Origin of the sequence: Paenibacillus sp. VTT E-133280, assembly GCF_002264385.1 — a bacterium.
Classification (GTDB): domain Bacteria; phylum Bacillota; class Bacilli; order Paenibacillales; family Paenibacillaceae; genus Paenibacillus_AQ; species Paenibacillus_AQ nitricinens.
In genome coordinates this window covers 1-12,743 of record NZ_NFUX01000113.1, presented here as the reverse complement: position 1 = coordinate 12,743, position 12,743 = coordinate 1, and the positions used below count along the sequence as shown (strand labels likewise).

The 12,743-nt window shown below is 44.8% G+C and carries 8 protein-coding genes, 1 pseudogene and 1 other annotated feature; of the genes and pseudogenes, 2 read left to right on the top strand and 7 right to left on the bottom strand.

Annotated features, from left to right (window positions below):
* Together CA600_RS31410 and CA600_RS29235 are read right to left on the bottom strand one after the other, a co-directional pair.
* Positions 1 to 546 (bottom strand): annotated as a pseudogene (locus tag CA600_RS31410) (YVTN family beta-propeller repeat-containing protein); the annotation flags it as partial.
* A 14-nt stretch (positions 547 to 560) separates the two neighbouring features.
* Entirely contained in the window at positions 561 to 920 is a 360-nt protein-coding gene (locus CA600_RS29235; protein ID WP_094874616.1) for a hypothetical protein, read from the bottom strand.
* A gap of 279 nt (positions 921 to 1,199) precedes the next feature.
* Positions 1,200 to 1,416, top strand: a binding site (T-box leader).
* Positions 1,417 to 1,456: 40 nt separating this feature from the next.
* Here CA600_RS29235 and CA600_RS29230 point away from each other — a divergent pair.
* On the top strand, positions 1,457 to 3,319 hold the full coding sequence (locus CA600_RS29230) for an arginine--tRNA ligase (protein WP_094874615.1): 1,863 nt from the start codon (positions 1,457 to 1,459) through the stop codon (positions 3,317 to 3,319).
* A 60-nt stretch (positions 3,320 to 3,379) separates the two neighbouring features.
* Here CA600_RS29230 and CA600_RS29225 read toward each other — a convergent pair whose 3' ends face one another.
* From CA600_RS29225 to CA600_RS29210, 4 genes are all read right to left on the bottom strand, one after another.
* The gene (locus CA600_RS29225) at positions 3,380 to 6,724 is read right to left on the bottom strand and encodes a GH36-type glycosyl hydrolase domain-containing protein (RefSeq protein WP_094874614.1); all 3,345 of its coding nucleotides are present in this window, start codon (positions 6,722 to 6,724) and stop codon (positions 3,380 to 3,382) included.
* A 47-nt stretch (positions 6,725 to 6,771) separates the two neighbouring features.
* A complete protein-coding gene (bglX, locus tag CA600_RS29220; protein ID WP_094874613.1) occupies positions 6,772 to 8,937 on the bottom strand; it encodes a beta-glucosidase BglX in 2,166 nt (721 codons plus the stop codon).
* 42 nt (positions 8,938 to 8,979) lie between these two features.
* Complete coding sequence (locus CA600_RS29215) at positions 8,980 to 9,729, bottom strand: alpha/beta hydrolase (RefSeq protein ID WP_094874612.1); 750 nt, start codon at positions 9,727 to 9,729, stop codon at positions 8,980 to 8,982.
* A gap of 119 nt (positions 9,730 to 9,848) precedes the next feature.
* Complete coding sequence (locus CA600_RS29210; protein ID WP_094874611.1) at positions 9,849 to 10,868, bottom strand: LacI family DNA-binding transcriptional regulator; 1,020 nt, start codon at positions 10,866 to 10,868, stop codon at positions 9,849 to 9,851.
* Between the two features lie 401 nt (positions 10,869 to 11,269).
* Here CA600_RS29210 and CA600_RS29205 point away from each other — a divergent pair, with 401 nt between their 5' ends.
* Entirely contained in the window at positions 11,270 to 12,178 is a 909-nt protein-coding gene (locus CA600_RS29205) for a serine hydrolase domain-containing protein (protein WP_094874610.1), read from the top strand.
* Between the two features lie 316 nt (positions 12,179 to 12,494).
* Here the strand turns inward: CA600_RS29205 and CA600_RS31605 are convergent.
* Positions 12,495 to 12,743 (bottom strand): hypothetical protein (locus CA600_RS31605; RefSeq protein ID WP_218832808.1); only part of this gene is annotated, 249 nt, incomplete at its 5' end.

Below are 12,743 nucleotides of genomic sequence, written 5' to 3'. Positions count from 1 at the left end.
AGTCACTCCATCAGCCCCGGTCGCTCCTGTCGCTCCATCGGCTCCCGTTGCACCAGTCACTCCATCGGCTCCCGTTGCTCCGGCAGCTCCGGTTGCACCAGCTACTCCATCAGCCCCCGTCGCACCAGTAGCTCCGTCTGCTCCCGTCGCTCCAGTCACTCCTGTATCACCTGTAGCCCCAGTTGCCCCTACGGTTGCTCCGAGTAATTCTGAATGAACAAGTCGGTGAGCAGTAACGATTTGCCCTGAGCTATTTTTCCCCCATACTGAAACTTGAATAGGATCATCTACCAGGCTTAAAGTCGTAAATATAAATTCAAATGCATCAAAATCAGCATAATAATCATTGGTTATGACTTGCTCAGGCATTACGTTAATAAGCTGACTAACATACAAAGTTCTTGTCCCATCCATATAATATCCTTGGACGAGAACCGTAGAAGAAGTAACATCGCTTCGGTTATCGATTTTGATCGTAACATGTTGAGTAGGTCGTATCCCACCCACCATGGTATTATCTATCGGCCCGGTAGATAAATAGCTCAATTCTCAACACTCCTTTAGATTATTTCTGCGTGCTTCTCCCATGCTACTACACGATGAGGATCTACCAATTGTCCTGAAGCCTGTTTTCCCCAGACCGAGATCCCTACCTGTGCTTCAACTTCTTCTAATGTTGCAAACACAAATTCAAATGCATCTAAATCTGCAAAATAGTTCCTAGTTAGAACTTGGTTAGGTGTGAGATTTACCATTTCATTCACATACATCGTTCTTGATCCATTTAGAAAAAAGCCTTGAATGACGAGATTATAAGGATTAAGAGAATCCCGATTAACCACTTTTACTGTTACGATTTGTGTTTGTCTGATCCCCAGAATTGGACTATTATCTATAGGTCCGGTTGAAAATAATGCCATCTTTATTCACTCCTCTCTTTCACTCAATTTGAAAAAATACAAACTATAAAACTAGTAATATGATCCATAATTAATAGCTCTATATAGTAATATTCTGTATTTAAAGTTAATGCGTGGACATTTATGCAAAGGAATTTCCACTCAATAATGAGAGCCCCTTCTGTTTTGTGAGTTTGTAATTACTTATCGGACAATCTAAAACTCAAGCGTTTCCAGATTGATACCGAGTTTCGCCCTATTGCTTTTTTCAAAATATTCGTTATACTGATTAAAATTATTCAAGCATCGATGAGCGGGAGAGTAGTTAAGGTGTTCTAGTCCTCAGCGAGCCGGGTAAGTGTAAGCCGGTACAGATCACTTAATGAAGCGCACCCGTGAGATGGACTTCTGAACCCAAGTAGGAAGTCCCGGCTGAAGACCGTTATCCTGTAAGGTGGCTAAACGTCTGTTTAGCAACGAGAGTGGTACCGCGAGCGCTAAAGCCCTCGTCTCTTTTGAGACGAGGGCTTTTTTGTATTTTCAAAGGAGGGTATAAAATGTTAAGTCAAACCATCAAAAACAGCATTGAACAAAGTGTAAAAAAAGTATTCCACACCTTAGAAATTCCTTACCCAAACGATGTTCCTATTCTGATCGAGCAGCCCGCTAATCTAGAGCATGGTGATTATTCCTGCAATATTGCTATGCAGCTAGCCAAAATCCTGCGCAAATCACCTCTCGTCATAGCAGAGTTAGTAAAAGCAGAGCTTAAATTACAAGAGAGCTACACAGGCTTTTTACAAAAGGTCGAAGTAGCTGCTCCTGGATTTATTAATTTGTACATGGATTGGCGGATATGGGCTAAACATTCCTTTGAACTGCCCAACAGCACAGGGGAAAAGGTCATCATCGAGCACACCTCAATCAATCCAAACAAAGCTGCTCATGTTGGTCACCTGAGAAATGCGTGCATCGGCGATGCGCTGGTCAGACTAATGAAAAGAACCGGACATAACGTAGAGGTCCATAACTACGTCGATGATCTGGGCAACCAGTTAGCGGATACAGTCGTTGGTTTATTGAATGTACCGTTGGAAGGAGATCATCAGCGTTTTGGTGATTATTGCTGGGATCTTTATGCCAAAGTGAATAAAGAATATGCACAGAATCCAGAGATGACACATAAGCGCACAGAAATGCTGCATGCCCTGGAACAGGGTAACGGCAATGAGGCGTGGCTGGGTAACCTTGTCGCTGAACGTATGGTGAGAGAACATGTAGAGGAAATGAAGCGTTTCGGTATTCACTATGACCTGCTGGTATGGGAAAGTAATATTTTAAAAGAGGGATTCTGGGCAGCCGCATCTGAGCAATTGAAGCAAACCACGGTTTTTGTACAGGAGACTGAAGGTAAGCTGGCAGGCTGCTGGTTAAAGCAAGGGACAGCGATTAGCAATGGAGCGGATTCGGAGGATCATCATATGGATAAGGTACTTGTACGTTCGAATGGTATTCTGACTTACACTGCCAAAGACATTGCCTATCACCTCTGGAAATTTGGTCTATTAACCAAGGATTTCACCTACAGTGAATTCTCGTCCGGCTTATGGACTACAGGATTAACTGGAACCCAGGAGCCCTATGGACAGGCGGATCGTGTTATTAACGTGATCGATTATAGACAGGAATATCCGCAGCAAATGGTTAAGCAGGCTTTGGGCGCATTAGGTTATAACGATCAAGCCGCGAAACTCCATCATGTGAGTTATGGTGTGGTGTCCCTTAGTCCGGCTTCCGCAGCCGAGCTGGGAATAAATATTTCGGAAGGAAAATCTTCTTATGCCATGTCAGGGCGCCAAGGAATTGGTGTTAAGGTGATCGATTTAGTGAAGCTTATGGAACAGAATATCGAACATTCACGCTCCGATAAAGAGGGGCTTCCCAGCCATATCATTGCAGCTGCTGCCATTCGCTATTATCTGCTGCGGTTTAATCTGGGAACAGAAATTGTGTTTGACTTCAAACAGGCTACCGAAATATCCGGCAACACAGGAGTTTATCTGATGTACACCTATGCCCGTGCTAGTAGTGTTTTGGGCAAATCCACCCTCCCAATCCACACAGATGCCTTAAAGATTCAATTCCCACTCGAAATGGAAAAAGCAGAGCTTGCTCTGCTGAGACAGCTTAGCCTCTGGGAGGAGACCTTGTATTCTGCAAGCGTAGAATTGACGCCAAATATACTCTGCACTTACGCACATACTTTAGCCACTCTCTTCAATAATTTTTATTCTACTTGTCCGATTTTAAAAGGGGAGGCGGCGACCATTGCCTTTCGCCTCTGGCTTACTTCGAGATTTAAGAACACTTTAGGTGATGTGCTAGAAGTACTTGGATTACCAACACCGAGCCGTATGTAGTATTTCAAAAAAAAGGGCAATCTCTACACTTATCGTAGAGATTGCCCTTTAATGATTAGCTTACTTATAAATGTCAATCACATTTCCGGCTTCTACGCAGAGACGATCAAAGTCCTCACGCTTAATCCGAACACCGCCACTGCGGTAGCGATTAAGTGTACCTTCAGCCTGCACTTCTGTACCATTGATAGTAATCCGACTGTTCTCCCCACCCGTAAGGTGGTAGATAAAGTCTACCTTAGTACCTGCGTATTCAAAGCTAAAGTGCATGCCGTCCAGCGACTCCGGCAGAATGGGGTCAACAATTAAATCTCCGCCTTCGGTACGAATCCCTAGTGCATTCGAGATTAACTGATTCATGTAGATCCCAGGACCGCTGGAATAGATTCTCCAGCCGCCTTTGACCGCTACGTCACCATTACGCAGCTTATCGAAATTCTCCTGTGCCTCATAACGAGTGTTAAATTTACCATCCGAGCTACTGAAATAGGAGTTAGCTTGACGTAGTTCAGCGTTTGGCACCACATCGCGAATTCCGATCGGATTGATCGCTGCTAGGCCATTCCAGACCTGATCGGTTTTCCCTAGCTTAGCCATAGCTTCTACATAACGGATGTGCGCATGTACATATTGAAGTCCAATTTCCCGACCAAAGTTAGAAGCTTGCTCTGCACGTTTGAAATGACTGCTTACACCGCCAACATATTGTGCTGGACGGTTCATTAAACGTACACCGTCAGGACAGAATAGTTTATCTTGGATCACTTCATAATGAGCTTCGGCTTGTTCCGGAGTTAATAGCTCACTGATCATACTACGCGTCATTGGCAGCAGACGATATTGGATTCCTGTTTCCTTATCACTCGGGTGTACCAAAAGCTTCACTTGCTCTGGATCTTCCATATACAGGAATCCAGGAATCACCTCAGATTGGAGCATATGTGTATTGAAATCCTCATGGATACCATCCACCATTGCCTTCAGCTCGTCTGCTTCCGCTGGATCAACGGAACGAAGAACTTCCGAGAACTGATTAAGAGTCTGATAGGTAAGCGCCACTGTCCAGCTACTAACCATGTATTGCTTCAACTGTGGATTCGCAGGCTGGAGTGTATCATCCCAATCTCCATCACCGTAAGAAGACAAATGCGTATCATGCAGGAAGTGGTTCTTAATATACGCAACTTCCTTCCGCGCATGATCCAGCAGTGTCGCTTCTTTCTCTGTAAAGTCAAAACTATGCTTACGAGTATACGGCACTGTTTCTTGCAAAATGCTGTAATCTTTAGTTACTGCCAAATAGTCTCCAAGCACTTTGAGCGGCCACACAATAATATCCCCGTGGCTTTCCTCTTGCTGAATCTTCGTATATTTATCAAACATGAACCACTGTGGCCAGTTACCGTCATCTTCATATTGATGAGCATACAGCGTCAGCAATATTTCACGAACCTGTTCGTATTTTTGCGTAGCCATAAAATATTCCACAGGTCCCTGACACACATCACGAGTTCCCCAGGCAGCGCCGCCATATTGCTCCAGCCCGTGAGGGACAGAATAATGGACGAGCATATTATGTGTATACCACCAAGCCAGAGCATTCACTTTAAACAGCTCACCTTCTGACCCATCACCTAGCGTCAAGCGGAAGCCATTCATAACCCCGCTATAGAACTCGCGGTATGTGGAAATTTCCTCTTCAACTGTACGGCTGCTCGAATGAATCTCCTTACCATCCAGAAGGCCTTGAATATTCAAAGTCCACTCACTGCTCGCCGACAACTCCAGAACAGCTAACGGTGCATCTGTGTGTGGAGCATTGGTAACGAATCTGCCTTCATCTTGAAGCGTAAACTCCGCTCCCTGTACCTGGAATTTATACTGCAAGTCAGGATACTCTCCAGCACTTAGTGCGCTTCTGTCCGCCGAGAAGGTCACAGTTCCCTCTTCTTGCTTGCATTGATATGGAAGCTCGTATTCATTAACGTTCATAGTGATTTGATTAGTGACTAAATAGCGATAAGCTTTTCCGCTTTCCGTACGCACATTCAGGAATATTTCCGGAGAATCTGCCGTAGTGTAGTTCGTAATAATAAAGCATTCGCCTTCTGTTCTGTAATACCAACGGGCATAGTTGAAACCAACCTCGAACAGGGATGGCATGGTCAGTAGACGGTATTCGCCATTCCACTGCACATAAATTCGTTGTCCCGAAGCTTTTGGAATATTAAGCGCATTTCTAGGATTGGACATTAGCTTGTTGAAATTGGTATTGCCAATGACTACTTGGGAGTTGAAAATCCCATACATATAAGAAGTTGTCGTGATAACCTTATCGTTAAGTCGAGCGTTATCCCCACTCATCAGAATATGACCATGTGGGCGTTCTACGCGTAATTCCTTCTCTTTTAGGACTACATGCTCATAATTTTCAGTGAAGAAAGACAGTAGAACGTCTCCTTCTTTCTCCTCTTGATAACGAACTGGAAACAGACCTTCGATCTCATTCTCTGATAGAGAATCTGCCACCAGCGGAGCACCAAGCTCCTCCGTGAGGAAAGAACGTTCGAGCGGTGCTTCAGCTTCTAAAGGTAAATCTTTTACAGCATCCCAAGCCGCAGCGATATCATTCGTAAATTCTAGGGTAGTGATCGCTTGTGGATGATCTTGTTTGAACAATCCGTAGAATACAAACCTTGCTTCCCCACTCAATTTCACCCGCTCCGATTGCAATGCAGTATAAGCGAATTCATATTGATAGATTTCATTACTTAATTGCTCACGGCTCAAGCTATCCGGTTGATTAGTCTCTTTATAAGACAATCCAAAGAATTGAAAACCATCTGTCGAGAAGCTTGCTGACTTAGTGATTGCACCCTGTTGTAGATATGGAAATTTGCCACCTTGCGGTTGATTCTGTCTGGAGCATACTACATATCCCTTTGACTGATCCTCGAATACGGCATGATCAATATACTGTGACAGGTAGGCTTCATTACTGCGAACAGCACCGATATCGGCAATACCCACATCTTGTCCGTACACGAGATCCACATCTGCCTCATGTCCCGAAAGCTTCACATCCCAGAACCATGCGCCTTGAGCCGTAGGAGTAAAAATAACCTGATATTCAATATTTTCCGCAGTACCTTCCCAAACCAAGCGGTTCCCGGCCTTACGTACAGTGCTTGAAGAATGAATGCCCAGCAAAGGAACAGCTTGAATGCTTCCATTACTATGAATACGTAAATATAGATTGGATAAGGAGCCATCCACAATATTAGGCAATAATTGATTGATCATTGTCCGTTCATGAAGAACTTGGAACAAGTCCCCACTGTTTGTAAAAGTGAATGATAAGTCTCCAGCGTTTAAATGGATGTTAGAATTCATATTAGTAGTCATATTTTTGCACTCCTCGATTACGACAGCGTGTGTCGTATATATTCTACTTAAGCTAATGTTAAGCGAAAATCGCGTTCTTTAACCTCTTGGCTATTTGGACCCACAAACAATTTGAATTTGCCCGGATCACTGCTAAAGCTTAAATCGCTATGATAATAACGAAGCTGTTCTTCCGTAAGCGTAAAGCTTACTTCCTTGCTTTCTCCCGGGGAGAGGCTAAACTTGGCAAAGTCCTTCAGTTCCTTCATCGGTCTGACAACTTCTCCTGAAATGTCTCGGATATAGAGCTGTACTACCTCTTCACCTTTTACATTGCCCGTATTAGTCACCGTAACAGTCACCTTAATAGGCTGATCCTTCGTCATGATTTCACCGGAAAGGAGCGGCTCACTGTAGCTGAATGTCGTATAACTTAGACCGAAGCCAAATGGCAGAAACGGCTCATTAGGAATGTCCAGATATTGTGAGACATAACGTTTGTCCGCACCCGGTCCAAGAGGGCGTCCAGTGTTGAAATGATTATAATAGACCGGAATTTGCCCAACAGATACAGGGAAAGACATCGTTAATCTTCCTGACGGATTCTCGTCACCATACAGTAGGCTGGTAATCGCCGCGCCGCCCTCGCTTCCTGGGAACCAGGCTTCCAGAATAGCATCCGCGTTCTCGATCACGCCACTAAGATCCAGTGGGCGTCCGTTAAATAACACCACCACAATAGGCTTGTCCAGCATCTTCATACGCTGCAAAAGCTCACGCTGCGCTTCCGGCAAACGGATATCTGAACGACTTCCAGCTTCTCCGCTCATGTCCGAATGTTCTCCAAGTGCCAGCACAATCACATCGGCTTCCAATGCTGCCGATTTCGCCTCCAGCCATTGCTCTTCTGTAAAGCTCTCAATCCCGGAGCCTTCGGCAACGGTAATTCTACCCGCAACAGCACGAGCTTCCATTGCTGGGGCAAGACGGCTAGCTTCTTCTGTTGAACCCAACCAGGACCACGGTCCAAGAATATCTCCGTTATTGGCAAAAGGTCCGATTAGTGCAATGTGTTGCTCAGCCGCAAGCGGTAAAACCTGATCATTCTTAAGGAGTACACAGGATTTAACTGCTAGTTCACGCGCTGCTGTCCGGTGATCTTCACAGAAAATCACTTCACGCTCTTTCTCTACATCTGCCCCGCGTAAAGGATTCTCAAACAAGCCCAATCTTTGCTTCAATTTCAAAATACGAAGTACGGCTTCATCGATGATGCTTTCGTCCACTTGCCCATCAGCTACAAGAGCTGGTAATTGGTGCACATAACACTCCGTCATCATCTCGATATCCACGCTAGCTTTGATAGCTTTAAGTGCTGCTTCAGCTTCATCCTCGGCGACACCATGCGGGATCAGTTCCTTCACCGCGCCCCAATCCGAGATTAACACGCCGTCAAAGCCCCATTCCTCACGCAGCAGCTGACGAAGCAGCTTAACGTTTCCGCTTATCGGAATTCCGTCAATCGTGTTGAACGAAGTCATCACCATTTCTGCGCCCTCATCCAGAGCAGCGCGATAGGCTGGCAGATAATATTCCCTTAGCTGACGTTCTGACAAATCGACCGTATTATAATCCCGTCCGCCTTCGGATAGACCATAGGCTGCAAAGTGCTTAACACAAGCTGCCAGACGACTTTCATCGCCCGTCAAGTCACTTCCCTGAAATCCGCGTACAAACGCACGAGCAAACCTACCATTTAAATAAGGATCTTCGCCGGTAGACTCCATCACTCTACCCCAGCGCGGATCCCGAACAAGGTCCGCCATGGGTGCAAAAGTGACGTGTACACCGGAGACCGCCGCTTCTTTAGCCGCAATCTCGGCGCTCAGCTCTGCTCGTTCCATATCCCAAGAGCAGCCAATCGCTAGTGGCACCGGAAAAATCGTCTTGAAGCCATGCACGATATCCGCCATCATCAGTAATGGAATACCTAATCTATTTTTACGTAAATGAGCTTCCTGGACGGCAATGACTTGCTCTGCGCCCGAAAGTCCAAGTACTGAACCACTATTCTCAATCATGTGATCCGTAATCCCCATGGATGCCATAGGGCCAGTGATTTTCCCTCCTTCTTCTGCCCCTTCATAGAAATTAGCAGCAAGCTGCTGTAATTGTGCGATCTTCTCTTCAAGCGTCATCTGGTTCAACAGGGACGTCAGTTGCTGGTCTTTCATCTCAAATCCTCCATAATATCTCTCTAAAATTACTCTTTACTCTTAGTTGTACAAGAAATCAAAAGCCGTCTTCAGATGCTGCTCCCAGAATCTCCATTCATGCGTTCCTGAGGTCTCAACATATCGAAATGTATAGGGGCTCGCCTGCATATGAGAAGCAAATTCCCTGTTCATCTCAACAAATGGATCTTCTGAGCCACAGCAGGTCAGCATCGAAGGCAGCTCACGTTCCTCGTCGATTAATTTAGCCGCTAAAGCATACAGATCTTGATCCGGCTTGATTTGTAAGCGTTTTCCGAAAGTGCCTGCCATCTCCCTCGCCATATCCGAAGACATTTGCGGGTCTCTCAATCTTTTCTGAATATCTGTAACGCCTGATAAAGAAACGACTTTGCTATAACGCTCAGGATAGGTAAGCGCACATTTTAATGCCCCATATCCACCCATCGATAGTCCGGCAACATACGTCTTCTGCGGATCATCATCCAGTCTCAACATTCGGCCACAAAGCTCAGGCAGCTCTTGCGTAACATAGTGGAAGTAATCCAGTCCGTACTCCATATCTGTATAATAACTTCTTCCTACCTGAGGCATTATGACTGTACAGCCATACTTGTTAGCATACTGCTCAATAGTGGTCATCCTGTACCATGTGCTAGCATTATCGCCAGCACCGTGTAACAGATAAAGCGTCCCACCGGAGGTGTTGCCCGAATCAACGGGGGAGATTATGCTAATGGACGTTGTCATTCTTAAGGTAGGAGAACCGGTCTCCACTGTTAGAAGTGCCATATGTCATCTCCTTACGGAACCTTTTTTTAAAAATATAAGAAAGTATATGCTTACGCAATAAATTATCCTTCTATTTCTCGCTCAAACGCTTACCGTCCTTACAAGGACGCCGAAGGTATTTATGCTTGTTTATTAATCTTCTTGCAAGATCCCCGCTTAACCAAAACAGACTCGAATACCACATGCTTGTTCTCCGATTGTCCCGAAATCAGGTCAAACAGAATTTCAACACTGGCTTTCGCCATATCCACCCCAGGCTGGCTAATCGTATCCAACGATGGGTGATAGTATTCTGCCATCTCTATACCGTCAAATCCGATGATCGAAATATCATTTGGAATCGATAGACCCAAGGACAATAAAGCTTTGGCAGCTCCGATAGCAATGGTATCTGATGCGGCAAAGACAGCAGTGATATCTTTCTTCTTATTGAGCAGTCTTTTCGTAGCTGTAAAGCCAGAACTTGGACTGTATTCACAATCCTCTACCAAGGCAGCATCATACTCAATCCCATGATCCTCAAGCGCCTTGATATAACCCATAAGACGACGGTTTCCGGTAGTATGCTGAACCAAAGGAAATCTGGCCAAAAAACAAATGTTCCGGTGTCCGAGTGAAATTAGATAGCTCACAGCTTTATAGGACTCTTGCATATCATCAATGATCACACTGGAGAATACGGCAGGATCAACATCCTTCGTAGTCGTGATGGTAGTCAAAACGAATGGGATCGGCAATTGTTTGAATTTTTCTTCAGAATGGTCATATGTACCACCCATAAAGATTACCCCGTATAAATTCTTTTCCTTCACAAGCTGAAGAGCAGCATTGATCTCATCCACTCCATCTTCAACATGCTGGATCAGAAGCGGACAGCCGCGCAGATTTACTTGACGCTCTACTTCTTTGATCATGTCTGCAAAAAACGGGTTTGCAATTCCCTTAACCATAAGCGCTATCGTATTGGAACGCGTTTTCTTCAGATTGCTCGCATTTCCATTCGGAATGTAATTATGTTCTCTTACAACAGCCATTACTTTAGCTCTGGTTGCATCACTTACAACACCGGAGTTATTAATTACCCTGGAGACCGTGGCGATACCAACGCCTGATAGTCTTGCAATATCCTTGATATTCATAATTCCCCCTGTTTCACCCCTATAATGAGCTCCCCTGCACCTGATGAAATCAGCTTGGTGGAAACGCATGAAATGATGGGAAACGTTTCCCATGACATCATTTTGACTGTTTTCGTATCTAAATCGCTTATTACGTTCATTATGGACAGATATTTTTTAGAAGTCAACCTATGATTTTCGAATAAAAATGAATCACATCTCGAATTCATTTTAAATTCTAAGTAGTTTAGTGTTAAACAGTACTCTTCCTGCTTACATTGACTTTAAAATAAGAATAGAATACCATCAATTTAGCTATTAAATATCCGGTCATAGGAAACGTTTCCACTCTATTTTCAATCATTTTGATCGACAATCTACCTCATCAAACTTGGAATCATAGAGAAAGAGGGCTGCATTTTATGTTAAACATGACTCGCTTTGAAGCTCAAATCCGCGAACGTGGATTAAATGTATTCAATGTACGTGTGCTTCAAAACGGATCTCTAGTGGGGAAAGTGGATCTCGCAGAGGATATCCGGCGCTTGCAGCATTCGGTCAGCAAATCTTTTACATGCATGGCGGTGGGTCTAGCCATCGAAGAAGGAAAGCTATCACTAAATACAACACTTAAAGATGTGTTTCCGGAATATGCATTCACTCATAAAGAGGCCTGTTCTTCCATGCAACCTGGGGAGTTGACCTTGTTCGATTTACTACGTATGAGTACAGGGCATGATTCCCCACCGTTTTGGGTTGAAGAAAGATTGGCTTTGAAGGATGTAAATTGGATACAACATTATCTATCGCTGCCTTTAGACAGACCTCCTGGGGAACAGTTTACCTACAGTAGCGGGGATACCATTATGATCTCTGCCATGGTTCAGGCCCGTGTCGGACAAACCGTAAAGGATTACCTCGTTCCCCGTCTCTTTGCCCCACTAGGCATAGAAAATATTGATTGGGAAATGACTCCTCAAGGGATCACCCTCGGTTGTGCCGGACTTCAGATCAATACCGAAGAACTAAGCCAATTTGGACAGCTTCTTTTGCAAAAAGGAATGTGGAAGGGACAGCAGCTTATTCCAGCAGCTTGGATTGATTTTGTTACACAAAAGCAGATCGAAAATAACGGAGCTGGTGATTGGGGCCAAGGGTACGGCTGTCAATTCTGGTTGTGTACGCACGATGCTTATCGTGCCGATGGCGCTCACGGTCAATTCTGCATGGTTGCCCCGGATGCTCAAGTGGTAATCGCTATTAACAGTATGGAAGATAATATGCAAGCTATTCTAGACACTGTCTGGGAGGAGATCTGGCCGCTTCTATAGCGGTGGCCATATGCAAGACAGCCTTCTCACGGGAAGGCTCAAGGTGCCGAAAAAGTAGTGAAGGCTACTTTCTCGGCACCTTCTTTTCGTATAATTAGGCCAACCCCAATTATAGGGTTGGCCTTTTTTGAGAGTAATTAGGGAAAAGCTCCCTCTATTTAGCCGATAATTGCTTGAAATGAATGAAAAGAGGGAAATCCTCCCTAAAAATCGGGAGAATATCTATATTCGCCAACGAATTAGTTAAATTACAGGGAGGATTTCCCTAATTATTAGTCTATTGAGTAGAAAGCTCTGAATTATAGGGAGATTTTCCCTAATTATCTATCAGAGCTTCAGTTTGCTTACTTTTGCGAGGATGCTCTGCACGCAAAAACAGCCTTCCCGAAGGAAGGCTGTTACTTGCCCCGAGCGGGATGCAGCCCTTCCGGGCTGACTGCGAAGCTGATCCTATCGATGCCTTTGCTCCGACGAACCACCTGGGCTTCTCTTTCCCTGCACGCAAAAACAGCCTTCCCGAAGGAAGGCTGTTACTTGACGTCCCGGAAGGGATTCGAACCCCTGA